The following is a 26,165-nucleotide window of genomic DNA, read 5'->3' on the forward strand; positions in this document are numbered from 1 at the left end:
CGTTCGCTTTCCCCTTGCCTGTTTTCCTCATCACGGCCCCCATTTCTGTGTCTCTGTCTGCTCAGCAGCGCTTTAAGATCTTCTCGGATCCGGTGCACGGGTTTATCTCGGTGCCAAAGAACCTGATCATGGACCTGATCCAGACGCCTGAGGTGCAGCGGCTGCGGCGCATTCGTCAGCTGGGGGTGGGGCACCTGGTGTTTCCGGGCGCTGAGCACACGCGGTTTAACCACGCCCTGGGTGCGATGGCGCTGATGCATGACGCACTCACGAGTCTCTCAAATAAGGGTACGCCCATTGCACCTGAGGAGCACACCGCTGCGCTGGCTGCGGCGCTCTTGCACGACGTGGGGCACGGCGCGTTTTCGCATACGCTGGAACACGAGTTGATCCGCGACTTCCACCACGAGGAGATGAGCCGCGTGTTGCTGGTGCACTTGAACGAGCGCTTCGACGGGGCACTCAGCACCGCAATTGAGATCTTTGACGGCACCCACGCGCGTCCATGGATGCACCAGCTGGTGTCGAGTCAGCTCGACATGGATCGCCTCGACTATCTGCGGCGCGACGCGTTTTACACGGGTGTGGCCGAGGGCGAGGTGGGCGTGCAGCGCATCATCAAGACGCTGCGCGTGCATCCGATGCAGGGCGGGACGGATTCGCGGATTACCGTTGAGAGCAAAGGCATCTACGCGGTAGAAAACTTTCTGATCTCGCGGCGCCTGATGTACTGGCAGGTCTACCTGCATAAGACCGTGCTGGCGGGCGACCGGGTGCTGCATGCGGCGCTGCGGCGCGCGCGGCGTCACCTGCGTGCCGGATCGTCTGAAACCGACACGATCCGTGCGGGCAGCCGCAGCCTCTGCTTCTTCCTGGAGCACGACATCACCGCCGACCAGCTGGATACCGATACGGTGCGCACCCACTACTGCCAGCTCGACGATACCGACGTGCTCTTCAGCCTCAAGCAGTGGATGGAGTCCGATGACCCCGTGCTGGCGGATCTGGCGCGGCGGTTCATCAACCGCGACTTCTTCCGGGTCACCTTTCTGGGGGATGCGCCGGCCGATGCCGATAAAGCGGCCTGGCAGGCGACCGTGCGCGACTGGCTGCTTCAAGAGGGATTGTCCACTCGTGCGACCGTTGGCGACGACCTGCCGTTCTATCTCCATATCGACCGCTCGCGCCACGCGGCCTATGCGACGAACCACGACCCCATTGCCATTTTGGACCGCTCCGGCACGCTGCGCGAGCTCTCGCAGATGGCCGACACCGCCTCCATTGCTGAGCTAAACGACACCGTGGTAAAGCCCTACGTGTCGTATCCGAAGTCGGCGAGGGTAGACGTCGGGGCGGTTTCGGGGTAAGCCGGAGCCATTCCAGCCCCTTCGTGCTCTGGCATGCCTAAATACCGAGATTGAATGCTGAGAGCGGGCAGCCCCGTATTTCCTCTCTATCCTTCCGAGGAAGGGCCCACCGGATGTCTTCGCGGGGCTCCCCGGTTTCCCTCTACAACCACAGTTAGTTTACTCGCCCGAATCTGTAGGCCTGACGGCTGGATCTGAACCAGGGGGCGCTTCATGCAACATGGCCTCGGCGCGGGTACGTTGCTCCTCGTTCATGCGACTCTTGAGCTGGAGCAGAGCGTCTTGGACGCCTTCAGCGACGTCCGTTCCGCAGCATGTGTTTGCGATCGTACGCGACAGCCAGACGTATGCCTGTACATCGTCTTGAGGCAAGCCGTTGCCTTGCATATACCGATCTGCAAGACGAATCTGGGCGCGTCTGTAGCCCTGCGTCGCAGCCTCTCGCCACCAGATAGCTGCGGTAGCGTGGCTCTGCTCAACCCCTCGGCCGGTGCAGTAGTGCACCCCCAGTTTATACTGTGCTTCCGCCAGCCCGGCACTTGCTGCTTCCTGGTACAGCTGCACCGCCATGAGCTGCACCGCCATGTCGTCATGCGCATCGTTGAAGCAGGCATCTCCCGTCAGCATGGTAGCCATGCCATACTGGCCTTCGGGAAGGCCTCGCCTGGCGCTGGCACGGTAGTACTCATAGGCCCGTTTGCAGTCGCGACCTATAGAACCGCCAGTGCTGTACAGCACCGCCAGGTTGTTGTAGGCACGCGCAACTGGGTCATAAGGTGTATTCTCCGGCGGGTTGTCCGTGTCGTGCTCCAGGACACGATAGTACCAGGAGTAGGCAGCGTCATCATTCTTGGGGACTCCGCTCCCCGTCTGGTGCAAATACCCCATTCGGTACTGCGCATGGGCGCTCCCGTCTTCAGCAAGCAGTTCAAAGATCTGGTGCGCCTGTTCATAGTTCTCAGCGGCCAGCGCCTCCTCGCCTGCATGAATTGACTGCGCCTCTGCGACATGGGTGGGAAGCAGGGCCCATCCGATGACTACAGCGTTCAGGGATGCGAAAAGTGCTACGTAGCGCAAGGAGGGAAAGAACAGACAGGGCATCGTTCAGAATCGAATCAGAATAGAGTGTAAGGCGGCAAAACGGGCGGCCAAGACATGCGCCACCGCTTTTGGAACTGAGGAATACGCAAATAAAAGATACGAGGACGCTCTCATTTGTGCAAGGTGCTCAACCAAAAACGCAGCCGAAGTCCTGGATCGGACTCCGGCTGCGCAGTGTGGTATGCACCGTGGGGGCGCCGTGTTAGTCACAGCGCGTGTGTTACGCGATGCTCTTGGGATTGGGCCCGGCAGCGGAAATCTGTTCGCCAGCGATGTCGGCGTACTGTTCAAAGTGCTCGGCGAAGAGCCCGGTGAGCTTCTCGGCCTGCTTGTCGTAGGCGGCCTTGTCGTCCCACGTGTTGCGGGGGATGAGGATCTCGTCGGGGACGTTCGGGCACGTGGTTGGTACGTTGAACCCGAAGGTCGGGTCGGACTGCATATCGGACGCTGCCAGCGACCCGTCGTGGATGGCGTCGATAATGGCGCGGGTGTACTTCAGCGGCACGCGGTGGCCGGTGCCGTACGGGCCGCCTGTGATGCCGGTGTTTACGAGCCAGGCTTCGGCGTTGTGGGCACGCATCTTCTCGGCCAGCATCTCAGCGTACTTGCTTGGGTGCCAGACCAGGAACGCGGCGCCAAAGCAGGCGCTAAACGTGGCTTTGGGCTCGGTAACACCCATCTCGGTGCCGGCTACCTTGGCGGTATATCCGCTGATAAAGTGGTACATGGCCTGCTCGGGCGTGAGCTTGCTCACGGGAGGCATCACGCCGAACGCGTCGTACGTGAGGAAGATGATGTTGTCAGGGTGGCCGCCTACCGACGGAATCTTGACGTTTGGAATGTACTCCAGCGGATACGAGGCGCGGGTATTCTGCGTGATGGAGGTGTCGTCGTAGTCGACCTCGCGCGTTTCTTCGTCGAAGACCACGTTCTCCAGCAGCGTGCCATAGCGGATGGCATTGTATATTTCAGGCTCGCTTTCGGGCGTAAGTCCGATCGCCTTCGCATAGCAGCCGCCCTCAATGTTGAAGACGCCGTCATCGCTCCAGCAGTGTTCATCATCGCCAATAAGGCGACGGTTGGCATCGGCCGAAAGGGTTGTTTTACCGGTGCCGCTGAGTCCGAAGAAGAGCGTTACGTCTTCATCCTCAACCCCCTCGTTCGCTGAGCAGTGCATGGAGAGCACGTCGCGCTTAGGCATGAGGTAATGCATGACGGTGAAGACGCCTTTCTTCATTTCGCCTGCGTACTCGGTACCCAGAATCACCATCTCGTTGTCTTCGAACGAGAGGTCGACGCTCGTTTTCGAGCTCATGTGTCTGGTCTGGCGGTTGGCCGGAAACTCGCCCGAGTTGTAGATGACAAAGTCCGGTTCCCCGAAGTTAGCCAGCTCCTCCTGGGTCGGGCGGATGAGCATGTTGTGCATAAACAGCGCGTGGTACGGACGCGAACAGATGATGCGCACCTTGAGCTGATGCTGGGGATCCCAGCCGGCAAATCCGTCGATTACGTAGAGGCGCTCGCGCGTGTTGAGGTAATCCTGCGCACGCTCCCGATTGATCTCGAAGGTCTCGGCATCGATATCCATGTTGATCGGCCCCCACCAGATGTCGTCGGCGCTTTCGGGGTGTTTCACGATGCGCTTGTCAGCAGGGCTGCGACCGGTTTTCTCGCCCGAGCGGATGGTCAGCGCACCGGTATTGGCGATGGCTGCCGTCGGGTCGAGCTGGATGGCCTCTTCGTAGAGGCGAGCCGGATCAGCGTTGCGTAGGACTGTGCCAACATCTATACCGTACTGCTTGAGATTGATATCAGACATAACAATGGGGCGATTGGAAAAGAGGATGGACAGACAAAACCGGTTGGTTGGGCGCAGAAGTAGAAAGTTGCCTGCGCCTATATGCTACGTGATATACCGCCCGTGTGCAAGGTAGGGAACAAGACAAATGAACGACGGGAATTGGAGGGGGGTGTACGTGGGGAAGACTCCTACACGGTATGCGCCCAAGGCCAATAGAAAAGCCGGTTGCGTGCGATAGCCGGCTCGTGCCAGCGACCAGTCATTGGCCGGTAGTGCGCAGGAGAATGCTCCAGCTTCCCCTACATGCAACATCGCCACCCAGCTACGATTGAGAGCAGGGGGCCGTTTTCTCTGGTCAGGACGGGTACGTAGTCCGTTTGCAGATGCGGATTACCTGCATACTCATTTACTGTATCAATTTTACTGTATCAATGGCGAGGCTCTGAGCCGTGCTTGCATGGGGCAGGCCGGCTACGCTTAGAACGCCGATTCCAACGATGAGCAGACAGAGAAAAAGGCGCTCACGTACAGGCAGCAGTGAAAGAGAATGTGCTGAACGCGACTGTGCACCAGGTGTGGGGATAAGATGTGGGGTAGAGGTCGAAGGTATTCAGAACGGCAATGTTTCAGTCTGTAGCGCCCGGGTTTTTCGGGTCAGGCACGATGGTCGCGCGTCCCCCCAGTGCATTGGTCATGGCCTCCACAAAGTCGTCGACGCGCGAGGGGCGTAGCCCGATTACCCAGTGCGTGACGTCGGTATACGATTCGTTGAGCCGTGCCGTGTCGAACTGGCGAAGTACCTGTTCGGCGGGGGTGGTGTCGTCGTACTGAAATGTTACGGCGACGGGAACGCGCATCACAGTTTCTTTGATGACCGCGGCACGAAGCGCGTTGGAGGCTGCATCGCCGTAGGCTCGAATCAGTCCGCCCGTGCCGAGGTTGGTGCCGCCGTAGTACCGGGTAACTACGACGAGCGTGTTTGTGAGATCGCGCGCATCAATCTGCTGCAGGATGGGCGGTCCGGCCGTGCCCGACGGCTCGCCGTCGTCGTCGTACCGGAAGGTATCGCCGGTGGGGCCTACGCGATATGCGGTGCAGTGGTGGGTGGCCTGGTGCTCGCGGGCACGCACAGATTCGATCTGAGCATCGGCGGCAGCAGCATCCTCGACAGGATACGCTTCTGCGATAAAGCGAGAGCCCTTCCGTTTAAGCTCGGTCTGCACGGCTTTGCGAAGCGTACGATAGGAGTCGACCATGTAGGCGGGTTGCCTGGCAGGAGAACAGAGCGGTGCAAAGCAGGGCTACGTCGTGAGTCCGAAGCGCTCTTCGAACGCGTCGCGTCGGCTGCGGCTTACGCGCAGGCGTTTCCCAGATTCGAGGCGCACCATGTAGCGATCGTCGTGGTTGGGGAGGACGGCCTCCACGTCGTCGAGGTTGACGATAGTAGAGCGGTGGATGCGGCAGAACTGTTTCGGACTGAGCTGCTCTTCGAGCACCTTCATGCGTTCGCGAATCAGGTACGTATCGCCGTTTCGCAGGTGCAGGCGTACGTAAGGACCGTCGGCTGCGAAGAAGGTGATGTTACTCACAGTTACGATGCGCACCTCGTTGCGCGTGCGCACTGGGATGCGCTGCAGGTACGCGTCGCGGTCGGACGTCAGGTCGGGGCGGGCGGCGCTGAGCAGGCGTTCAAGCTGATGTTCAAGCTGATCGGTCGAGCGCATCTGTACCTGATCGGTTGCCCGGTCGAGCGCTTCGTGGAAACGCTCGTCTTCGAACGGTTTGAGCAGGTAGTCGAGAGCAGCCAGCTCGAACGCCTTCAGAGCATGCTGGTCGTATGCCGTCACGAAGATGGTAACCGGCATGTTGTCGATACCGATTGCATCAACCACCTCAATGCCGGTGCAGTCGGGCATCTGCACGTCGAGGAAGACCACGTCCGGGTTATGGGTGCGGATTGCCTCTATGGCTGCCCGGCCGTTGTCGCAGATCTGAACGTCGCTGACATCGTTGCGGGCGTCGAGCAGGTCGGTGAGGCGTCGCTGAGCGGGTGGTTCATCGTCGACAACAAGGACGTCAAGCTGGAGTGAGTTCGTCATGAGCAACGGAGACTGGTTCGTCAAAACTGGCTTGGGTGTGGTAGGGAAGCGTGAGTTCGGCGCGCACACCGCCTTCGCTTCCGGTGGTGAGCGTAAGTGAGGCCGCGTCGCCGTACATCTGCTCGAGGCGAGAGCGAACGTTGTTGAGCCCTACGCCTTTGGGCAAGGTATCGGAAAGTGCTGTGCCAGGGCCATTGTCTTCAACGGCAAGCAGCAGCGTGTCGTTGTTGCGGTGGGCTTCGAGACGCACCCAGCCGGGACTGGAGCGCTGGGTGACTCCGTGTTTGATGGCGTTCTCGACAATAGGTTGCAGAATCATGTCGGGTACCATCGCGTCGAGCACGCTGCTGTCTACATCGCGTCGAATACTGAGGCGATGCTCGAACCGCACCTGCATGATGGCCAGGTAGTCATCGAGCACGTCGAGTTCGCGTGCGAGCGTAACCTCTTGCACGCCGTCGTGGTCGAGCGTGTGGCGGAGCAGCGCGCTCAGCCGTGCTACCATTTTGCGCACCCCTGAGGGGTTACGTTCTACCATGCTCGAAATAGCATGAAGCGTGTTGAACAGGAAGTGGGGGTTGATCTGCATGCGCAGGGCATCGAGCCGGGCCTCGGTGAGCTGAGCCTGCAGGCGGGCCGCCTGCATCTGGCGCTCCTGGAACCGGCGGTAGTAGTCGCGCGCAAACCCCACAGCGAGCACGGCCGAGTAGATAATCAGCTCCCACAGAAAGCCCAACCGGGCGATGTCGTAAAAAGCACTTGCAGCGATCGACGAAAAGGCCTCCCGCTCCTCAATAGGCTGCAAAGCATACTGGTACACAATATTGCTGTATGCATCCATCGCAGTAGCAATACCCACAGCGGTTATCAGATGGAGCACGATGCGCCGGAGCGACCGGGCTGGTCCGAGCCCCGAGTAGCTGGAGAGCCAGAACACGAGCGGTGTGATAGCGGCCCACATTAGATAGATCGACATGCGCCAGAAGACGTCAGACGGGCCTGTAATAGGAGGACGGGCCGAGCGTTCGGGGTCGATGAAGAGGCGCCCCACGACCAGCGAAGCAAAAACGAGCCAGACGGCCAGAATGACCGCAAGCTCCATCCAGGTCGACCAGCGGCGATGGGTGCCCGAAGAGGCTGAAGGATCCATAAAAACGTGTTGAACGGTGTGCAGTCGATTAAGGCAAATGAATACGGCAACAGAATGTGCCTGGTCGCCAACATGACCCAAGTATCACCCGGATAAGGGCTTTCGGGCATTCAAATGTATCATACTTGATACAGGAATGCATATTCCATTGCAATCCTTCTTTTCATTACGCCGCACGCGAAGTCTGTGACAGCAGATGTAACTGAATAAGGTGCATGTCATTGTACAAGTCAGCATGCCAAGCTGCAATACAGTTGTAATGCCGCAATGCACAGGCCGGTGCTTTCTGGTACTTTTGCTGCATCCCGTTACTGGCATGCCCGTCACGTGGTAACGTGTGCTGTGCTGACGTGTGCTGCCGCGCCCCGGTATAGTGCAGCGAGTATCGAGCATTGCGGTTGCAGTCCGTGAGCCCAGAGCTCCATACTCCCAGAGCTCCATACTCCCAGAGCTCCATACTCCCAGAGCTCCATACTCAAAGTATCATACTGATGAGAGCCCACGCGAAAACAGATCAGTAGCAGATAAGGCAAGATCGTTATAATCCTTTGATGCGCACTGGTGTACATAATCAATAGGCATGTACGTTTACATGTTTATACACGCAAAGCACCACAGGTTGCTGCAAGCCGCCGACTGGCCGTGTCCATCCTTCATTTATGTGTTGCACCTCATATCTTGTTGATCCAATAAAAGTATGTCTATGAAACGAATAGCAGGGTATCTCGCACTGATCATCATCCTGGTTGCTGGTACAGGGTGTGGCAGCGCTGAAGATGAAGAGGGTCGTGGCGGATGGGGGGGGGGCGAAGGCGACCGCCAGCCCCCATCCGTTGAGGCCGTGCTGTCTGAGTTTGGTGGACTGCCGCTGGAGGCGCGCGTGAGCGGTACCGTTCGGGCAGAGCGTCAGGTGGATGTGTACCCGGAGATCAGCGAGCGGGTTGAGCGCGTGCATGCCGAGAGTGGAGATTACGTTGCAGCCGGGGCACCGCTTGTTTCGCTTCGCGACCGAGCCTACCGCGACCGTCTGCGCCAGGCCGAAGCGGACCTCCGTATTGCACAAGCCGATGCGCGCTCGGCACGCGCCAGCCTCGCCGAAACTGAAGCCCGCCTGAACCGGGTAGAGCGGCTCGTTGAACAAGAGTTTGAGAGTCCGCAAGAGCTTGAAAGCGTGCGGGCCCAGGTAGCCTCGGCCGAAGCCAGCGTTGATCAGGCTGAAGGACGGGTCGATCAGGTTGAAGCCGTCGTTGAAGAGCGTCAGGAAGATCTGCAGCAAACGATTATACGTGCCCCATTTAGCGGGTACGTCGGCAATCGGGAGGTGCAAGAGGGGCAGCGCGTAGACACCAACACCCTGCTCTTCGTGATTGGTGATCTGAGCACCGTGCGCATCCGCATACCCATTCCCGACCGGCTTTTTGGGCAGATCGAGGCGGGGCAGACCGTTGAAGTGCGTCCTGACGGACAGGAAGACCGCCCTCTGCGCGCTACGGTAAGTCGCATCTCACCGTTCTTGCAGTCAGATACCTATAGCGCACGCGCTGAGATTGACATGCCGAACGAGGACCAGCGCTTGCTCCCCGGCATGTTTGTACAGGTAGATATTCTGTACGGCGAAAGTGAACAGGCCACGCTGGTGCCGCGCAGCGCGATCTATGAGAACCCACGTACAGGTGAGAAAGGAGTCTTCACAGCATCCGAACTGAGCGAAGAAGTCCCGATTGAGCGTACATCCGAGAGCGAAGAAGAACGGGCGGCGCTGACTGAGCCCACCATGGTACGCTTTCAGCCGGTCGACATTATTGCAGAAGGGCGCGATGTAGCCGGGGTACGGGGCATTGATCCAGGTACCTGGATCGTGACCGTTGGGCAGGAAATTCTCATGCGTCGTGGGGGCGAGGTGGAGGCGCGGGTCCGCCCGATGGACTGGGAGCGCATCGTGAGCCTGCAGCGGCTGCAAGAGCAAGACGTGCTGCGCGACTTTCTGGAGCGCCAGCAGCGCATGAGCGAAGAGCGATTTGGAACCGGCTCGACAGAAGCAACGCCAGCCACCAACGATACCACGGACGACGCATCGGAGGATGAGGACGCGACGTCAACCCGTTTCCACACCGAGCGCACGGGCTCGTCTTCCTCCTCGGGCTGACTGCTTGAGAACCCACTGCACACGGCATAGCCGTGATGTGCTTCACAGCACTGTACGAACCATGCTGTACGAACTACCCATGTCGCACACTTAGGCTGTATACTATGGCTTCAATTACGAACCTATCGATCCGTCGCCCGGTGGCCACCAGCATGTTTTTTCTGGTGATCATTACACTGGGCATCGTGAGCTTCCGGTATCTCCCGGTAGACCTGCTTCCGGAGATTGAATATCCCCGACTTACAGTTGCTACGGGATACGGCAATGTGGGCCCCGAGGAGATGGAGACGCTCATCACCGATCCTATCGAGAATGCGGTAGCGGGTGTACCGAACCTGGAACGCCTCACGTCGCGCTCCAGCCAGGGGTCAAGCCGCGTAAGTCTGGAATTTGCTCAGGGGACGAACCTTGATGCGGCGACCAACGACCTGCGAGATGCGCTCGACCGGGTGCGGCGAAGCCTGCCCGAAGATGCCGATCCGCCTCGCATCTGGAAGTTCGACCCGAACCAGACATCTGTTGTCAGTATTGCCGTCGAATCACGCTACGATCTGGAGACGCTCAGTCGCATCCTGCAGCGCGATCTGGCGAAGCGGATTGAGCAGGTGCCCGGTGTGGGTACGATCGAGCTGCGCGGCGAGATTGAGCGCGAGATTCAGATCAATCTGAAGCGCGATCGCTTGCAGGCCTCAGGGCTGACCGCCGACGAGGTGCGCCAGGCCATCGCATCCGAAAACGCGGTGGTTGGTGGCGGTAACGTGAAAGACGGACTTCGAGACATGTACGTTCGGGCCCTTGGAGAATACACATCGGTCGATGAGATCCGAAATACCGTCATCGCCTACGCCGAAGGCCAGCCTATACGGGTGATCGACGTGGCCAATGTAGAAGATGGCTATCAGGACACGTTTCGGATGACCGAGCTCGATGGGATGCCCATTGTGCAGATGCGTATCCAGAAGCAGAGCGATGCCAATACGGTTGCTGTAGCCGATGGCGTTCGGGCCGAGGTGGAGCGTGTTAACGCCGAACGTAATGACATGCATCTTACGGTGATCAGCGACCAGAGCACATACATTCAGTCGTCGATCGACAGCGTGCAGAGCTCGTTGCTCTGGGGGGCATTGCTCGCGATATTTGTCCTCTACATGTTTTTGCGCAACGGTTCTACCACATTTGTCATTGCGCTCTCTATTCCCATCTCGATTATCGCAACATTCGGTCTCCTCTACTTTGGGGGACTTACGCTGAACATCATGACGTTTGGCGGACTTGCGCTCGGGGTAGGGCTTATCGTGGATAATGCGATTGTCGTGCTCGAAAACATTGTGCGGCACCGCGAAGAGAACGGGCGAAGTCTGCCCGACGCGGCCAGTATAGGGACGCGTGAGGTAGCCGGGGCTATTGTAGCGTCGACTCTCACGACTTCCGTAATCTTTCTGCCGCTGGTCTTTGCACAGGCTACCAGCGCGTCGCTTTTTCAGTCGCTGGCGCTTGTGGTGGTCTTCTCGCTGGTATGTTCGCTCTTTGTAGCGCTCACCCTGGTACCTATGCTGGCGAGTCGCTTCCTGACGAACGAGGCCAATCCGGATGCCTCAACCCGGTCGGCTTTCCAGCGTCGCTTTCAGCAGCTGGAGGAGTGGTACAAAGATAAGCTGCGTACAGTCATTACGTACCGGAAGACGGTTTTCGCATCGACAGGGGTGCTGCTGGCAGGAGCGCTGTTTGTCTGGCCCATGCTTCCGGTTGAGCTGGCACCGCAGACCGACGCCAACGAGATCCGCATCGATATGAGCATGGACTCAGGGACGAATCTGGCGGTGGTGCAATCGTACCTGCAGGAGCTGGAGAACGTTGTGAAACCGCTGGTGCCCGAGGAGGATGTGCAGTTCATGACGACGGAGATCCGCGGCAGCCGTGCCCGTATCGACCTGGCGATGCGTCCGGAAGGGGAGCGCACCACCGAGCCCTCGGAGCTGGCCGATTACCTGCGCGAGAACATTGAGGGCGTCGTGCCGGGTGTCGAGATACGGGTGCGTGCTCGTACCGGACTCTGGGTGCTGCGCCGGGCCTTCAGTAGTGGTGGGGGCGACGAGGAAACCTCACTCGAAATGGAGCTGCGCGGGTACGACCTGGAGCAGGCCCAGATTATCGGCGACGACATCAAAAATCGCCTGGAGCAGCTCGACGGTATCGCCGACGTGGAGGTTGGGGGCGAAGATCGCGGCCAGCCCGAGCAGAATATTTTCTTTGATCGAGAGCGCATCGCGCAGGCAGGCCTCACCACGCAGGGCGTAGCTACCGCTATTCAGACCAACCTGGCTGGCACGCGGGCCGGAGCCTTTCGAGTCGAGGGCGATGAGTTCCCGATCATTGTGCGCCTGCGCCCCGAAGATCGACTTACCGTGCAAGACCTGGATAACATCGCCGTGCGTAGCCCCGATGGCGGTACCATTCCGGCGTCGGCCTTCGTTCAGGTTGAGGAGGGGCGTGGACCCAGCACCGTGAGGCGCATCAACGGACAGCGTGTGACCTACCTGTCGGCAACGCTGACCAGCGACTCGAACCTGAACGACGTCGTAGAACGGGCGCAGAGCACGGTTGCTCAGATGAACCTGCCTGAGCAATTTTCGCTGACCTTCGGAGGCGAGTACCGCGAGCAGCAAGAGGCACAACGCGACTTTATGCTGGCTATCGTGATGGCTCTCCTGCTGATCTATATGGTGATGGCCGGGCAGTTTGAACGCTTTCTGGATCCGTTTATCGTCATGTTCTCGGTGCCGCTCGCTCTCGTCGGAGTCGTGCCTACGCTCTACCTGACGGGCACCACGGTCAACATTCAGAGCATTATGGGGCTCATCATGCTTATCGGTATCGTCGTGAACAATGCGATCGTGCTTGTGGACTACATCAATATCATGCGGCGCGAGCGCGGGTTAGAGCTGTCGGAGGCGGTGGTAGAGGCGGGGCGTCTGCGCTTGCGTCCTATCTTGATGACCGCACTCACTACGATGCTCGGGCTGCTTCCGCTGGCTATCGGACTGGGCGCTGGAGGTGATATTCAGGCGCCCCTGGCGCGTGTTGTGATTGGCGGACTCTTCGCCTCCACGCTCATTACGCTGGTTCTCATCCCGGTGGCCTACATCTCTGTCGAGAACGCAGCCGTGCGCGTGCGAAGCTACCTGCCCGACTGGTCATGGCTCCCGCAGCCAGGACCCGCAGAAGTGCGCCCAGCGAAGTCATAAGCGCCTTGAATCCTTCTTTCCCGAACGTGCAGAAGCAGGGGCAGGGCCAGAGAGGTTGGATGAAGAGGTCTCACCGGCTTTCATAGCCTTACGGTACGAAGCAGGAGTGGTGTGCGTAACGCGGCGAAACCAGCGCGTAAGGTGGCTCTGATTTGAAAATCCGGTCTGCAAGGCGACATTGGCAATCGAGAGATCGGTCTCGGCAAGCAGATGCTGGGCCCTCCGCACACGCTCACGCAGCACATACCGATAAGGCGTATGCCCCACCGTCTGCTTAAAGAGGCGGCTGAAGTGAGATGGACTCATACCGAGATGGTCGGCCAGATCGGCCACGGTAATGTCCTCATCCAGGTTCGTACGGATGTGCTCCTGCACAGACCGCCGTGCCGACGCCGGAAGAGGTCCTTGATTTGCCTGCATGAGGGGCGGCAGGTCTGCATCGGCGGTGACGAGCAGGCGGAAAATCATAGCACGGACGACCGCGCCCGCCACCGCGCGAGTCGTAACGCCGCTTCCATCGTTGGTACACGGCTCAACAGACTCGGTGAGAGCACGTCCCAGCAGGTACAGCACACGGTCTTTCTCGAAAACGTGAGAGCGTAGCGTTGTGCGCCTCGGATCCAGCGCATGCAGCGACACAAAGTAATAGATGAGCGGCGGCGGGATGTACGTGACAACAAGTTCTACGTCACAATTTTCCCAGGCCCACGTCGTAGACGTGCCAGCTGCAAGAAAGAGCGACACCTCTTCCTGAATTTCGATCTCGTGTAGGTCGGTATCGTCCCCAAGACTGTATTGCCCGCTGGCGCGCCCCAGTGTGATGACAGAGAGCAGGTGGCTCTTCAGGCGGGGAAACGTATGAGACGATGAGACGCCAGGGATGCGAAAGCGCTCAACGAGAACTGACTCGGAACGGGTTGGAGCGACTGGAAGGCGTATGCTCTCCAACCGCTCGCCGGGTATGTAACGGTGAAACTCGGATGGTGAGACTGTGGGCACAGAACGGTTGCGATGGGTCAAGGCATGTAGATGCTATGAGAGGAAGCGAGGCATCACAAAGCCCAGTGAGCTGCAAGGTGGAGCGAAGGCACAGCGCCCCAGACCACTGGACAGAGCTCGAGTCCGTCAGGCTGGTAGGAGCGAATCAATTGTGCCGACCAGTTGGGCCGCACGAAAGGGTTTGGCGAGGTAGGCATCGAATCCTTTACTGAGCAGGCGTTCGCGCATGTCGCCAAGCACATGGGCGGTAAACGCTATTGCAGGAGTCTCCGTGTTCAACGATTCAGGATGGGTGCGGGCGCTGTGCAGCACATCACAGCCGCTGCCATTGGGCAACTGAACATCGAGCAAGAGTATATCGAAGGGGGTCTCTTGAAGGCTACGCCGGGCTGCCCTGCAGGTCTGGTATGTCGATAGCGCGTAGCCGGTAGATAACTGATGGCTTACAAGGCGGAGAATGGCATCGTCGTCATCCAGAAGGAGAATATTTGGGGGCGACATACGTGTTCAAGTAATACTGTTTAAGCTGTAATTAATAATTGAAATATAAAGTCGTAAAATAATAGTGTGATTATTGCGTTACATGTTACATCACGGAGATTCGTCACGGAGGTAATCAAACATGGAGCGATTAAACGGCGTGTTTTCGGGGTCCTTACCTGAAGTTTCAAGATCCCCCTGCGCGTCAGATGAAGACCGGTGTTTGCGCAGGCGATTAAGTGCCGTGTCGCCACTGTCATCCGAGGATGATTCGGGCGGCTCGCTCTCTGATGAGGAAGGCGCCCTGCGAGGCGGCGGCTCCGACGGTTTATCGGAAAAAGCCGAATCGGCTTCTTGCAGCTTATTCAGGATGAACCGTACAAACTGCCGTTCTGAAATGCCGTGAGCTTTGGCGCGGCGACGCACGTACTCCATCTGTCTCCATCTGTCGCGAAGAAAGCGGAACAGGCAAAACCTCCTCGGCTTCGCCATCGAGCAGAAGATCGGAAACAGGTATATTCATGTCGATTGGTCTACGCAGCGCAAGAGTAGCGGCTGCGAATAATAGGTCAATTCTAACCAGGGTGGATAACACATTATGAAAGTAAAGAGATGGCGTTACTCAGTCTGTCAGTATTCTGATGTGTGTTGCAGGATTGTGCGACAAAAAGTGAAGGAGTTGACAAAGCAAAAATGTTAATTGAGAGAGGATAAGGGATATCCCTACAAAAGAAAAGAAACGTAAAAATATCCCTTACAAAGCGCCAAATGAGAAGGTGCGTTACTGTTCTGTCACACCTGAATGTTAGGGTCCGAAATTGTCATCGCGAGGAGGGAGCTTGCGACCGACGCGGCGATCTCATGCCGTTGATTGGGCAGCTGCATCCGGTCCGATCGCATGAGATTGCGTCGCTGCGCTCGCAATGACAAGGTTGTGAGTTATTTTCGGTACGTTAGGTGGCCATGTGTTACCCGGAGATTGACCTGTGACAGAGAACTACCTGCCTATTTTTCGTGCAACGAGAAGCTGGTCGATATCAGGAACGGTCGAAGAAGTGGCTCTGGGGGGTAATAATCGCTGGGCGGTATGTTGGGCAGCGGTTTGGGCAGCGTCTGAAAACACTCAGCGGACTGCGATGATGTCGCCCAAGCGACAGTCACTTACCATTGACCCACTACTTGAAATGGTCTCGCGTAACACATTGCAACGAGGACACCCCGAAAGTCCTATCTACTGCGCTGGCGACGATTGCGGAATGAGCGGCAGGCCGATGTCCTCGTGGTCCGTGCGCCCTATGCGGGTCGAATACGTCTGGCACTGCAGCTCAAGCGTAGGCCAGACGGTGGCCTGCAGCAGGTGTCCGCCTATCGTGGAGCCATCCGGGTAGCCCAGGGTCGCATGGGCATGCACGCGGATCTCTCCCTCGTGGCGGGTCAGGTTTCCGCTCACGTGAAGCACTTCGGTCTGCGTAGCTATCTCAATCGGATCGTAGCGTTGCGCATCCCGGTCAAAAAACGCCAAGGTAGCCGAAGAAAAAGCACCAATCCCCTGAAACGTGGCACTCTGCACAGACCGACGCTCTCCAAAAGCCGTAAGCTCCTCCATGAAATCCGCTTGCTGATCAAAGACGAGCAGATGTGCAGCGGCAGGCGTAAGGTCAAGTACACGATGGTTCATGTCCGTTGGGGTAGTATTTGAGGAGGGGAGCGTAGGTGACGATTGTACGTTGAGAAAACGTCCAAAAAAATACGGAACAAGCAACCGGTCGTTCAAACACGGGCATATGAGCAACTCAAGACCGAGTTCAAGCGAAGGAGGCTGCACTGTGTTGCGCTCCAAACGACCGCCGCAAATAAGCAAACGCAACGAGCGGCCAGCCGTGAAAAATCGCCCGTAGCGTGAATCTACGTCTTGCGTGCGTTTCTCCTGGTGCCTACGTTGTAGCACATCTCTCATTGTTTTCAAAAGAAGCATACAGCCGTGCGCATTGGTGCTCATGTAGGGTGGAAAGCGAGATGCGTGGCGCTGCTGCTTGTGCTGGGCATGGGTTCACTGGCATGGCCCCTGCCGTCTGACCCAGCCGACGCCCCCCACACGCTGCGCATTACAGACCGGCACGGCACCACGCTACGCACGGTCTACCCGAACGGACGCCAGCAGCCGGTGGCGCTGCACGACATTGCGCCCACGGCGGTGCATGCGCTCATCGCGACCGAAGACCAGCGCTTCTATCGGCATCCGGGCATCGACCCGCTGAGCGTGCTCGATGCAGCGCGGGCCAACCTGCGGGCGCGGCGTGTGGTGCGTGGCGCGTCCACGCTCACGATGCAGGTGGCGCGTGCCATGCGCCCCCGCTCCGAATCCATCTGGATCGACAAGCTGGCGGAGGCCCACCTGGCGCTGCGACTGGAGCTGCGCTGGTCGAAGACACAGATCTTGGAGGCATGGCTCAACCGGGTGTCTTTTGGCAACCGCGCCCATGGCATCGAGGCCGCCGCGCAGCTCTACTTCGGGACCTCCGCACGCGACCTGACGCCCCAGCAGAGCACGTTTCTCGTCGGGCTCCCTCAGAGTCCGAGCCGCTACAACCCATACCGTTATCCAGACCGAGCCCGCGCCCGTCAGCAGCGCGTGTTAAGAGCGCTGGTCGAGAGCGGCACCCTCTCAACGGCCGACAGCACCGCATGGGCGAACATCCCGCTGCGTCTGCGTCCACCCACGCAGACTATGCGCGCCCCCCACTTCACTACAGCCCTGCTCGCCGCATCCGACGCCGACCATACCGCCCGCGAATGGCGCACCACCCTCGACGCGAACCTGCAGGCACGCATCGAAGCCCGCGTGCAGACGCGCCTTCATGCGCTGCGCCACCAGAACGTGACCAACGCTGCTGTGCTGGTGCTCAACAACGCTACCGGCGCCATTCGTGCCTACGTAGGAAGTGGAGACTTCTGGGACGCGAATCGCGCCGGGCAGAACGACGGCGTGCGCATGCAGCGGCAGCCCGGCAGCACGCTGAAGCCGTTCCTGTACGGAGCCGCCTTCCAAACAGGGCGCCATACGCCTGCATCCATCCTGCCCGACATTCCTCTGCATGTGCCCGAGGCTGGCGGTGCGTTTACGCCAACCAATTACGACAACCGGTTTCGTGGACCCGTTTCGGCACGCGAGGCGCTGGCGGCAAGCTACAATGTGCCGGCGGTCTACCTGGCACGCGAAATGGGCACAGCGGCCCTGCTTGGCACGCTACGCGACATGGGCTTTGCCTCGCTCCACCGCACGCCGGGCCACTACGGCGTCGGGCTTGCCCTTGGCAACGGCGAGGTGCAACTGCGCGAACTGGCCGAGGCCTACGCCGCGCTCGCCCGGGACGGCACGCGTCCGGAAGCGACCGCGTATACGTGGATCCGAACCGGTGCAGGCGATACCCTGCATGTTGAGCCGCCCGCTCCTGCATCCACCCCGATTACGCCATCCACTGCCGCACAGCTCACCGACATGCTGGCCGATGCCGAGGCGCGCATCCCGGCTTTCGGCGCATCTACCCCGCTTCAGCTCCCGTTTCCCGTGGCGGTGAAGACGGGCACCTCGAAGGACTACCGCGACAACTGGACGGTCGGCTACACGCCCACGCACACCGTAGCCGTGTGGGTTGGCAACTTCGACGGATCGCCGATGGAGCAGGTGAGCGGCATCAGCGGGGCCGGGCCTCTCTTTCATGATGTGATGCGCATGCTGGGCTCGGGCGGCTCGTTTCCAGAGGCTGCAGCGCTCGAAGAAGTAGCCATCTGTCCGGCGAGTGGGCAGCAGCCCGGCGCGTACTGCCCGATAACGCGCCCCGAGCGCTTTCAGCCGGGCACGCCGCCGACCGACACGTGCACGGTGCATCGCCGCATCGCGATCGATCGCTACACCGGAACGCGGGCCTCTGCGGCTACGCCTGCTTTCCGCGTGCAGGAGCGTACCTACGCCGTGCACCCGCCTGCGTACCACGACTGGATGCGCGCCAACGGCCTGCCTCTTCCTCCCGAAGACGCGTTCCAGACAGCCACCCACCCCGATGCGCGTCCGCAGGTCACCTACCCCACACCCGGCACCCGCTTCGTGCTCGACCCGGTGCTGCGCCCGGCTTATCAGCGGCTGCATCTGCGGGGCCACCTGCCCGCAGGGTGGACCGACAAGACGTGGACCGTAAACGGCGCGCCCGTCAGCGCGACCTGGACGCTCACGCCCGGCCGTCATACCATCGCTCTGCACGGCCGCGATGCACAGGGCGCGCGCCAGCGTAGCGCCCCGGTATCCATCGTCGTGTACGCCGCTGCCGCGCAGGTTTCTGGGTTATAGGGGAGGCACAGGACCGTTCGCTTCGAGCAACGTTAATCTCGGGCCTCCGGGCGACCTGCAACGTCGTGAACAGACCGGCTCACAGGCGCCACGCAGGCGTCCGCTCACCAGCAATTCGCTACACCCAGCCGTGCCTACTCGGGTCTGGTGGAAGGACGCTTCCGCGTTAGATCGGGGAGCCGTAGAATAGCCAACCGATACCAGCGTTCTCAACTCCATTCACAGAAACCGAAATGCCCATGCGCACTGCCACCGACTGGATTGATCATCTGACCCTTGAGCCGCTGCCGGAAGAAGGCGGTATGTACCGTGAAGTCTACCGATCCGACGAGTTCATTCCCGCATCGGCACTACCTTCGCGGTTTGAGGGGGCCCGTGCGTTCGGCACCTCCATCTACTACCTGCTGCAGCATCCCGACTTTTCGGCGTTCCACCGCATCCATCAGGAAGAGATCTGGCACTTTTATGCGGGATCGTCTGGCACCCTGTACATTATCAATCCTGCCGACGGTTCGCTTCATACGCCTACGCTTGGACGCGACATTGCGGCGGGGCAGGCACTGCAGGTCGTTGTGCCGCGTGGCCATCTGTTTGCTGCTACCGTCGACACGCCCGGTGGCTACCTGCTTGCAGGCTGCACGGTAGCACCTGGATTTGAATTTACTGACTTCGAGGCGCCTCCGCGCAACATACTGCTGCAGCACTATCCGCAGCACCGAGCACTCATAGAGCGCCTTACGCGCTAAGTAAGTCAGCAAAAATACGTCTACACGGTGTCATCGCGAGGAGGGAGCTCGCGACCGACGTAGCGCTGTGAGCGCTAGCGAACGAGTACTCCTGGGATGCAACCTCATGTGTCGATTGGACGCGGCTTATCCTGCTTACAGGGTACAAGACTGCACCCTAAAGGCCCTTCCTCGCTGGCGCTCCTCGCAATGACATCCTCAACGATTCTTTGGTGGGTCTACTTAACTGAAACCGCCCTGCCAAACCCCAGTGGAGCACGGATCCTCCTACTCTGATATGGGTGTGATAGACTGTTTACTCTGTAGTTTTCGCCAACGATACATTCCCTGGTATGTCCACTTCCCATCGCACTGAATACCCAGATTGGGCGGCCTCTTCGGCAGTAGCAGCGGCCGACACCGAGACGCGGGCCACCTTCATCATGCGTACCTACCTGCACCTGGCCAGTGCCGTCGTGGGGCTCATCGCCATTCTGTACGGACTCTTCTCGTTGGGCCTGGCCGAGCCTATAGCACGCGCCATGCTCAGCGTGAGTTGGCTCATTCCTATGGGCGGGTTTATTCTGATTAGCTGGCTGGCCAGCCGGGCGGCCCATCAGGCGCAAGACCTGGGCACGCAGTACCTGGCGCTTGCCGGATTTGTGGTGGCGCAGGCGCTCATTCTGGTGCCGCTGCTGTTCATGGCGCAGTCCGTAGCCCCCGGCACCATCGAAAGCGCTGCCTCCGTCACGCTGATTGGCTTTGCCGGGCTCACGTTCATTGCATTTTACACGCGCAAAGACTTCTCGTTTTTGCGTAGCCTCCTCATCTGGGGCGGGGTAGGCGCCCTGGTGCTTATCGTAGGAGGATCGCTCTTCGGGTTCCAGCTCGGTACGTTCTTCGCCGTCGGCATGGTCGTGTTCGCCGGCGCTGCTATCCTCTACGACACCTCTAACGTGCTGCACCACTACCCGAAAGACCGCTACGTGTCTGCTTCGCTGGAGCTCTTCGCTTCGCTCGGACTGCTCTTCTGGTATGTGCTTTCGCTCTTTATGTCGGGCGACTAAGCACACCACAGCTACGATGCCGGTCCGCTCTGTAGCGGCTATGTGTTTCTATTGTGCAGCAGGCCTGTTGCCAATTGGCAGCGGGCCTGCACGTGTTTGGAGCCTACCCGTAGGGATGCCCAGGTAGGCGTGGTCAGGCAAAAGACACCACATCTGAAAGGGTCGCACGCACCGTTTCTCTGAACGCACGCACAAGCGGCTGCTTGTGGCGCCGTCGCGTTACGATTCGGATGGTGCGTTTGGGAGCAGGGGAAGCAAACGGTTGTACGTAGGTGCTTTGCTCTGCCTCGGTCATGTGGCAGGTAGCAAGGGCCGGCAGAAGCGTCATGCCTCCACTGCGTTGGACAAGGTGAAGAAGCGTTTCTAACGAACCACTCTCGAGGTGCGCTTGCGACGGAGTACCGTTGGCGCGGTGGCTGCAGATCTGGAGCACCTGGTCGCGGAAGCAGTGACCTTCGCTAAGAAGCCAGAGGTCGTCGATGGCAAGGGCCGACACGTTTAGCGGACCACAGTCTGCGAGACGGTGATCGGGTGACAGGTAGCCTACGAACGGTTCGGTGAAGAGCGGAGCGACTTCGAAATCGGGGCCGGCTTCGTCTGTGGCAATAAGGCCTGCATCAAGAACGTCGCGCCGTAGAGCATCCAGCACCTCGGCGGTGGTCCATTCGCGCAGGACAAGGGTAATCTCAGGGTAGGCCGTTTCGAGGTGCGGCAAGACAAGCGGAATCAGGTAGGGGGAAAGCGTTGGCAGCATGCCGAGCCGGAGGGTTCCCGCAACTCGGCTCTGTACTTCCGCCGCGAGCATTTGCAGGCGGTCGCACTCTGAGAGAACGGTTCGGGCCTGCTTGATGAGGAGTTCGCCGGCTCCCGTAGGCACAACCGGCTGGTGACTCCGATCGATAAGTTCAACGCCCAGCTCGTCTTCCAGCTTGCGGAGCTGAACGCTCAACGTAGGCTGCGAGACATGACAGGCCGCGGCAGCCTGCCCAAAGTGACGATGGTCGTCTAAGGCAACAAGATACGTCAACTGCGCAAATGTCATAAGAGCGGCCCTCCTTTCGATAGTTTTGAGCTATGTAAAGTGCAACAAAGATTAATTTGACTGATCAGGTGCTGGTACCTACGTTTATACTGAAACGTTACTTATTCAGTAAAGCCCTACGTCCGGTATATGTCAGAAGACCATTCAAAAGACCATACAAACGAATCTAATGGATGTCCTGTGATGCACAATGGGACGAACGGCTCATCGCCCCATCAAGGTTCTGAGAACCCGCGGCAGAGCACGGTTTCCGCCAACCGCCAGTGGTGGCCCAGCAGCCTGGATATCGAGATCCTTGATCGCAATGGGCAGAACCCTGGTCCGTGGAGCGCGTCGTTCGATTACGGCGAAGCATTCCAGCAGATTGATTACGACGCACTCAAAGCGGACATTGAAGAGGTGATGACGACCTCGAAAGACTGGTGGCCCGCCGACTACGGAAACTACGGTCCCCTCTTTATTCGGATGGCGTGGCACGCAGCCGGAACGTACCGCACCACCGACGGGCGAGGTGGCTCGTCGGGCGGACAGCAGCTTCAGGCTCCCCTCAACAGTTGGCCCGACAACGCCAATCTTGACAAAGCCCGGCGCCTTCTGTGGCCTGTCAAGCAGAAGTACGGCCGCAAGATCTCATGGGCCGACCTGCTGGTGTTGGCCGGGAACGTCGCCCTCGAATCAATGGGTTTCAAGACCTTTGGATTCGCCGCTGGCCGTGAGGACGACTTCCACCCCGACGATTCGGTCTACTGGGGTCCGGAGAACGAAATGGAGTCGTGGGATCGGTTCAATGAAGAAGACGAGCTTGACGACCCGCTCGGTGCCACGGTGATGGGGCTCATCTACGTGAATCCTGAGGGACCCGAAGGCACCCCCGATCCGGAGTGGTCGGCGCAACGCATTCGCCTGTCTTTTGGCCGAATGGCGATGAACGATGTTGAAACGGCCGCGCTCATTGCCGGAGGGCACACCTTCGGAAAAGTTCACGGTGCCGACACCGATGAGCACCTCGGCCCCGAACCAGAGGCCGCCCCAATTGAGCAGCAGGGACTCGGGTGGAAAAACGAGTACGGCTCAGGGAAGGGGGCTCATACCATTACCAGCGGCATTGAAGGACCCTGGACCGAAGCACCGACGCAGTGGGACACCGGCTATCTCGACAGTCTGCTTGACTACGAATGGGAGCCGCACAAAGGCCCCGGCGGAGCGTGGCAGTGGCGTCCGAAAAGCGAGGAGCTCAAGGGAACTGTACCGGATGCACACGATGCAGCAAAGAAGGTCGACCCGATGATGCTCACGACAGACGTAGCCCTGAAGCGGGATCCGAGCTACCGGGCAATTATCGAACGCTTCCAGGAAGACCCAGACTATTTTGAGGATGCATTCGCGCGGGCCTGGTTTAAGCTGCTGCACCGCGACATGGGTCCGAAAGAGCGCTACATCGGTCCGGAAGCGCCCGAGGAAGATCTGATCTGGCAGGACCCGGTGCCTCGTGTTGACCACGACCTGATCGGAGACGAAGAGATTGCTACGCTCAAAAAGACAATCCTCGACACGGATCTGTCTGTTTCGCGCCTTGTCAAGACCGCCTGGGCTGCGGCATCGACATACCGTGATAGCGACAAGCGTGGTGGGGCGAATGGTGCCCGCATCCGCCTGAAACCGCACCAAACGTGGGAAGCGAACGAGCCCTACGAGCTGTCTCGTGCGCTGCACGTCCTGGAGGACATCCAGCAAGATTTCAATGCGTCGCGAACCGACGATGTGCGGGTATCGCTGGCTGATCTCATCGTGCTGGGCGGAGCCGCTGCCATCGAAAAGGCAGCCGCAGACGCCGGGTACGAGGTCAACGTACCGTTCGAACCCGGGCGCACCGACGCAACACAGGAGCAGACGGATATGGAGGCGTTTGAACACCTTGAGCCAAAAGCAGACGGCTTCCGCAACTACATCGCCGATGATCCGGGACAGGACTGGACCCCGGAGCAGTTCCTGATCGACAAGGCTGACCTGCTGGACCTGACGGCATCTGAGATGACAGCACTCTTCGGAGGGATGCGTGTGCTCGATGCTGTGCATGAACAAGCAGCCGGCCACGGGGTCTTCACCGATCGCCCGGAAACGCTCACTAACGACTACTTCGTGAACCTGCTCTCGATGGACTACACGTGGGAGCCGGCATCGGAAAAGAAGGAGCGTTTCGAGGTGCAGGATCGGGAGACCGGCGAGGTGCAGTGGAACGCAACCCGTGTTGACCTGGTCTTTGGGTCGAACGCACGCCTTCGTACCATCGCACAGGTATATGGAGCCAACGACGGCGAAGAGAAGCTCATCCGCGACTTCATTAGCGCATGGACCAAGGTCATGACCCTCGACCGGTTCGACCTGAAGTAAGTGCTCGAAACGGCTCCACTTTCCGGGGGGTGACCCTGGAAGATGATCCTAAAACGAAAAGCCCCGTCTGAGAAGACGGGGCTTTTTTGTTTGGGGAAAGAGCGAAATGCAGATCTGCGATGCGAGACATCTGCACGAGGGCTCAGTAATCGATACGGTTCTCGTACTCGGTCCACGTTTCGAAGGGGGCCCAGCTTTCGTCTTTGAGTACGCGCTGCATGGGAATCGTACGTTCTGCGGGTTTGCGGTCGATCTCTTCATAGATGTGCGAGTCGTCGAATCCGACGCGGGCGGCTTCGGCATGCGTGGCTGCGTAGTACACGCGGTCGAGGCGTGCCCAATAGACGGCACCGAAGCACATCGGGCACGGCTCGCACGAGGTGTAGAGCGTGCAGCCTGTCAGCTCAAAGCTGCCCAGTTCCTGGCAGGCGTTTCGTATAGCGGTGACCTCCGCATGTGCCGTGGGGTCGCCCGATGACGTGACGAGGTTCGTGCCCTCGGCAACAATCTCGTCGTTGCGGGCAACAAGCGCCGCAAACGGGCCCCCGCGTCCAGCTTTCACGTTTTCCACGGCCAGGGCAATGGCCCGGCGCATCAGGTCAGGATTCATAGCGTTGATGGACTGAATTTGCAGAGGGATGCGTGGGCTATCGCTCGTAATCGGCAAGCGCTTGGATGACATCGTCATGGATGGCACCGCTGGTGGCGACTACGCCGGTGTTCTCGGAAAGCAGCGGTGCATGTGTGAAGTCGAGCGGCTCGCCGTGCATGTCGGAGACGCGCCCGCCTGCCGCCTCCACCACGAGGCGTCCGGCGGCGTGATCCCAGATCTTTTCGGTGTAGTCGGAGCCGGGGCGGGGCAGGCGGAAGTAGATGTCGGCCTCGCCGCGTGCTACGAGGGCATACTTCGCCTGGCTATCCATGCGAATGGGGGGCGCGCTGATGCCGAGCATATCGCCGACCTCTTTGGCTTTGTCGTGCGCGCTGTGCGCCGAGACAAAGGAGTCGGTAAAGCGGGCTTCGCCGGCCTGAGCGGTGGTGCGGGTGCGGACCGGTGTGCCGTCCGCCTCGGGATCGTCAAGCGGAAACTGCATGGCGCCCTCGTTGCGAACGGCGATGAACACCTGCCCGTGCGAGGCAGGGGCGTCGAGATTGTCGGGGAGGTTCGGGCAGGCAAGAGCCGCTACGGTAGGCAGTCCGTCTTCCACAAGCGCAAGCGCAATCGCGTACTGATCGCCGCGTACGAATCCCTTCGTGCCGTCGATTGGGTCGAGCGTCCAGAAGCGGTCGTGGTACTGCGTAGCATTGCCGTGGTCGATCCAGCGGCAGACGGCTTCGGCGTTGGCTGTGGGGTCGTGCGCTTGCACGCGGTCGACAACCTGCTTTAGGATATGCGCCTGCTCCGTGGTCTGCAGCATGGTGCTGTCTTCCTCGGCAATGACCGGTACCTCCGGAAATGCCTGTTGCAGGGCATGGCAGATCAGCGCCTGACTCCCAAAGTCGGCCACGGTAACGGGACTGCGATCGTCTTTTGTGGCGACGGTGTTGTCGATGTCGGCCTGCACGGTCTGGCAGAGCTGTGCAGCAGCACGAACGGCGCGCAGGGCGGTGGCACGGGTAGAGGCGGTCGCATCCGAAAACATAGGCGGGAACGGGATTAGTGAGTGGCACAAGCGTTCCCAACGTAGGCACTACGAAGCGGAAAAGGTACTGCTATGCCGCTTTTGCGCACAATTCGTCGTACGGGGGCAGCTCGTCTAAGAACGTGGTCTGGCCCGCTTCCAGGTCGACGCGGCAGACGTAGTGCATGTGGCCATTTGAGGCGATCCAGAAGGGGGCGCCCAAGACCTGGTTGTAGCGGCTGGTCTGGTCAAATACGTCCTGTGTGAGCGGCACCGACGGGGCTTTGCATTCAAGCAAGAGGAGCGCGTCGCCGCCGCGCGTGTGGGCGACGAGGTCGGCCCGCTGCGGACGCCCCTGCCAGGTAAAGCCTTGCTCCACGGACATCAGCCCGAGCGGGACGCCACGGGTGGTGTTCAGGAAGTGGATCCAGTGCTGGCGCACCCATTCCTCGGGCGTGAGCCGGACGTACTTGCGGCGTACGGGGTCGTGAATGTGCGGATTGCCACCGCGCTCGGTAACGGGTGCGTTGATGGCGGGCAGGGCAAGTGGCTCCACAGGGGGGCAGTCGGTTATTGGCGGATGCA

General features: G+C 59.6%; 20 protein-coding genes. 7 read left to right on the forward strand and 13 right to left on the reverse strand.

All coding sequences use genetic code 11. From position 1 onward, the window contains the following. Positions 1–47 precede the first annotated feature (47 nt). On the forward strand, positions 48–1,367 hold the full coding sequence (locus ACZ48V_RS06055) for an HD domain-containing protein (RefSeq protein ID WP_464542568.1): 1,320 nt from the start codon (positions 48–50) through the stop codon (positions 1,365–1,367). 159 nt (positions 1,368–1,526) lie between these two features. Here the strand turns inward: ACZ48V_RS06055 and ACZ48V_RS06060 are convergent, their stop codons facing one another. The 5 genes from ACZ48V_RS06060 to ACZ48V_RS06080 form a co-directional block, all read right to left on the reverse strand. After that, complete coding sequence (locus ACZ48V_RS06060) at positions 1,527–2,468, reverse strand: tetratricopeptide repeat protein (RefSeq protein ID WP_464542570.1); 942 nt, start codon at positions 2,466–2,468, stop codon at positions 1,527–1,529. 220 nt (positions 2,469–2,688) lie between these two features. Then, a complete protein-coding gene (pckA, locus tag ACZ48V_RS06065; protein WP_464542572.1) occupies positions 2,689–4,287 on the reverse strand; it encodes a phosphoenolpyruvate carboxykinase (ATP) in 1,599 nt (532 codons plus the stop codon). A gap of 608 nt (positions 4,288–4,895) precedes the next feature. Beyond that, complete coding sequence (locus ACZ48V_RS06070; protein ID WP_464542574.1) at positions 4,896–5,525, reverse strand: IMPACT family protein; 630 nt, start codon at positions 5,523–5,525, stop codon at positions 4,896–4,898. A gap of 45 nt (positions 5,526–5,570) precedes the next feature. Beyond that, the gene (locus ACZ48V_RS06075; RefSeq protein ID WP_464542576.1) at positions 5,571–6,368 is read right to left on the reverse strand and encodes a LytR/AlgR family response regulator transcription factor; all 798 of its coding nucleotides are present in this window, start codon (positions 6,366–6,368) and stop codon (positions 5,571–5,573) included. Next, complete coding sequence (locus ACZ48V_RS06080; RefSeq protein WP_464542578.1) at positions 6,346–7,518, reverse strand: sensor histidine kinase; 1,173 nt, start codon at positions 7,516–7,518, stop codon at positions 6,346–6,348. Before ACZ48V_RS06080 ends, ACZ48V_RS06075 begins: the two co-directional genes overlap by 23 nt. A 703-nt stretch (positions 7,519–8,221) precedes the next feature. On the opposite strand from ACZ48V_RS06080, the gene ACZ48V_RS06085 reads away from it, so the two are divergent. After that, the gene (locus tag ACZ48V_RS06085; RefSeq protein WP_464542580.1) at positions 8,222–9,664 is read left to right on the forward strand and encodes an efflux RND transporter periplasmic adaptor subunit; all 1,443 of its coding nucleotides are present in this window, start codon (positions 8,222–8,224) and stop codon (positions 9,662–9,664) included. Between the two features lie 104 nt (positions 9,665–9,768). Then, positions 9,769–12,909 (forward strand): efflux RND transporter permease subunit, encoded by a 3,141-nt coding sequence (locus ACZ48V_RS06090; protein WP_464542582.1) that lies wholly within the window; start codon positions 9,769–9,771, stop codon positions 12,907–12,909. On the opposite strand, the gene ACZ48V_RS06095 is transcribed toward ACZ48V_RS06090, so the two are convergent. The 4 genes from ACZ48V_RS06095 to ACZ48V_RS06110 form a co-directional block, all read right to left on the reverse strand. After that, positions 12,904–13,908 carry a helix-turn-helix domain-containing protein gene (locus ACZ48V_RS06095; RefSeq protein ID WP_464542584.1) on the reverse strand — a complete coding sequence of 335 codons (1,005 nt, stop codon included), beginning with the start codon at positions 13,906–13,908 and terminating at the stop codon, positions 12,904–12,906. The genes ACZ48V_RS06090 and ACZ48V_RS06095 overlap by 6 nt on opposite strands. Positions 13,909–14,034: 126 nt before the next feature. Continuing rightward, positions 14,035–14,409: a response regulator gene (locus ACZ48V_RS06100; RefSeq protein WP_464542586.1), complete on the reverse strand. Its 375-nt coding sequence runs from the start codon at positions 14,407–14,409 to the stop codon at positions 14,035–14,037. A 90-nt stretch (positions 14,410–14,499) separates the two neighbouring features. Beyond that, complete coding sequence (locus ACZ48V_RS06105) at positions 14,500–14,823, reverse strand: hypothetical protein (RefSeq protein ID WP_464542588.1); 324 nt, start codon at positions 14,821–14,823, stop codon at positions 14,500–14,502. A gap of 796 nt (positions 14,824–15,619) precedes the next feature. Next, positions 15,620–16,066: a PPC domain-containing DNA-binding protein gene (locus tag ACZ48V_RS06110; protein WP_464542590.1), complete on the reverse strand. Its 447-nt coding sequence runs from the start codon at positions 16,064–16,066 to the stop codon at positions 15,620–15,622. Positions 16,067–16,432: 366 nt separating this feature from the next. Here ACZ48V_RS06110 and pbpC point away from each other — a divergent pair, with 366 nt between their 5' ends. The 3 genes from pbpC (at position 16,433) to ACZ48V_RS06125 (ending at position 20,525) form a co-directional block, all read left to right on the forward strand. Next, complete coding sequence (gene pbpC, locus ACZ48V_RS06115) at positions 16,433–18,733, forward strand: penicillin-binding protein 1C (RefSeq protein WP_464542592.1); 2,301 nt, start codon at positions 16,433–16,435, stop codon at positions 18,731–18,733. A gap of 239 nt (positions 18,734–18,972) precedes the next feature. After that, a complete protein-coding gene (locus ACZ48V_RS06120) occupies positions 18,973–19,479 on the forward strand; it encodes a cupin domain-containing protein (protein WP_464542594.1) in 507 nt (168 codons plus the stop codon). Between the two features lie 332 nt (positions 19,480–19,811). Next, a complete protein-coding gene (locus tag ACZ48V_RS06125) occupies positions 19,812–20,525 on the forward strand; it encodes a Bax inhibitor-1/YccA family protein (RefSeq protein WP_353563135.1) in 714 nt (237 codons plus the stop codon). Between the two features lie 133 nt (positions 20,526–20,658). Here ACZ48V_RS06125 and ACZ48V_RS06130 read toward each other — a convergent pair whose 3' ends face one another. Next, positions 20,659–21,567, reverse strand: coding sequence for a LysR substrate-binding domain-containing protein (locus tag ACZ48V_RS06130; protein ID WP_464542596.1), 909 nt, complete (start codon positions 21,565–21,567; stop codon positions 20,659–20,661). Positions 21,568–21,750: 183 nt separating this feature from the next. Here ACZ48V_RS06130 and katG point away from each other — a divergent pair, with 183 nt between their 5' ends. Next, positions 21,751–23,958 carry a catalase/peroxidase HPI gene (gene katG / locus ACZ48V_RS06135; RefSeq protein ID WP_464542598.1) on the forward strand — a complete coding sequence of 736 codons (2,208 nt, stop codon included), beginning with the start codon at positions 21,751–21,753 and terminating at the stop codon, positions 23,956–23,958. Between the two features lie 142 nt (positions 23,959–24,100). Here the strand turns inward: katG and ACZ48V_RS06140 are convergent, their stop codons facing one another. From ACZ48V_RS06140 to ACZ48V_RS06150, 3 genes are all read right to left on the reverse strand, one after another. After that, entirely contained in the window at positions 24,101–24,646 is a 546-nt protein-coding gene (locus ACZ48V_RS06140; RefSeq protein ID WP_464542600.1) for a nucleoside deaminase, read from the reverse strand. After that, positions 24,606–25,601 carry a 3'(2'),5'-bisphosphate nucleotidase gene (locus tag ACZ48V_RS06145; protein WP_464542602.1) on the reverse strand — a complete coding sequence of 332 codons (996 nt, stop codon included), beginning with the start codon at positions 25,599–25,601 and terminating at the stop codon, positions 24,606–24,608. Before ACZ48V_RS06145 ends, ACZ48V_RS06140 begins: the two co-directional genes overlap by 41 nt. A gap of 70 nt (positions 25,602–25,671) precedes the next feature. Further along, the gene (locus tag ACZ48V_RS06150) at positions 25,672–26,136 is read right to left on the reverse strand and encodes a type I restriction enzyme HsdR N-terminal domain-containing protein (RefSeq protein ID WP_464542604.1); all 465 of its coding nucleotides are present in this window, start codon (positions 26,134–26,136) and stop codon (positions 25,672–25,674) included. Between the last annotated feature and the right edge of the window lie 29 nt (positions 26,137–26,165).

Source organism: Longimonas haloalkaliphila (assembly GCF_055379825.1).

Bases quoted from the DNA above. Each gene is read 5' to 3' on its own strand.
- ACZ48V_RS06060 (WP_464542570.1), bottom strand. From the start codon at position 2,468: ATGCCCTGTCTGTTCTTTCCCTCCTTGCGCTACGTAGCACTTTTCGCA.
- ACZ48V_RS06120 (WP_464542594.1), top strand. From the start codon at position 18,973: ATGCGCACTGCCACCGACTGGATTGATCATCTGACCCTTGAGCCGCTG.
- ACZ48V_RS06080 (WP_464542578.1), bottom strand. From the start codon at position 7,518: ATGGATCCTTCAGCCTCTTCGGGCACCCATCGCCGCTGGTCGACCTGG.
- ACZ48V_RS06075 (WP_464542576.1), bottom strand. From the start codon at position 6,368: ATGACGAACTCACTCCAGCTTGACGTCCTTGTTGTCGACGATGAACCA.
- katG (WP_464542598.1), top strand. From the start codon at position 21,751: ATGCACAATGGGACGAACGGCTCATCGCCCCATCAAGGTTCTGAGAAC.
- ACZ48V_RS06130 (WP_464542596.1), bottom strand. From the start codon at position 21,567: ATGACATTTGCGCAGTTGACGTATCTTGTTGCCTTAGACGACCATCGT.
- ACZ48V_RS06110 (WP_464542590.1), bottom strand. From the start codon at position 16,066: ATGAACCATCGTGTACTTGACCTTACGCCTGCCGCTGCACATCTGCTC.
- ACZ48V_RS06140 (WP_464542600.1), bottom strand. From the start codon at position 24,646: ATGACGATGTCATCCAAGCGCTTGCCGATTACGAGCGATAGCCCACGC.
- ACZ48V_RS06125 (WP_353563135.1), top strand. From the start codon at position 19,812: ATGTCCACTTCCCATCGCACTGAATACCCAGATTGGGCGGCCTCTTCG.
- ACZ48V_RS06085 (WP_464542580.1), top strand. From the start codon at position 8,222: ATGAAACGAATAGCAGGGTATCTCGCACTGATCATCATCCTGGTTGCT.
- ACZ48V_RS06100 (WP_464542586.1), bottom strand. From the start codon at position 14,409: ATGTCGCCCCCAAATATTCTCCTTCTGGATGACGACGATGCCATTCTC.
- pbpC (WP_464542592.1), top strand. From the start codon at position 16,433: ATGGGTTCACTGGCATGGCCCCTGCCGTCTGACCCAGCCGACGCCCCC.
- ACZ48V_RS06090 (WP_464542582.1), top strand. From the start codon at position 9,769: ATGGCTTCAATTACGAACCTATCGATCCGTCGCCCGGTGGCCACCAGC.
- pckA (WP_464542572.1), bottom strand. From the start codon at position 4,287: ATGTCTGATATCAATCTCAAGCAGTACGGTATAGATGTTGGCACAGTC.
- ACZ48V_RS06145 (WP_464542602.1), bottom strand. From the start codon at position 25,601: ATGTTTTCGGATGCGACCGCCTCTACCCGTGCCACCGCCCTGCGCGCC.
- ACZ48V_RS06070 (WP_464542574.1), bottom strand. From the start codon at position 5,525: ATGGTCGACTCCTATCGTACGCTTCGCAAAGCCGTGCAGACCGAGCTT.
- ACZ48V_RS06105 (WP_464542588.1), bottom strand. From the start codon at position 14,823: ATGGAGTACGTGCGTCGCCGCGCCAAAGCTCACGGCATTTCAGAACGG.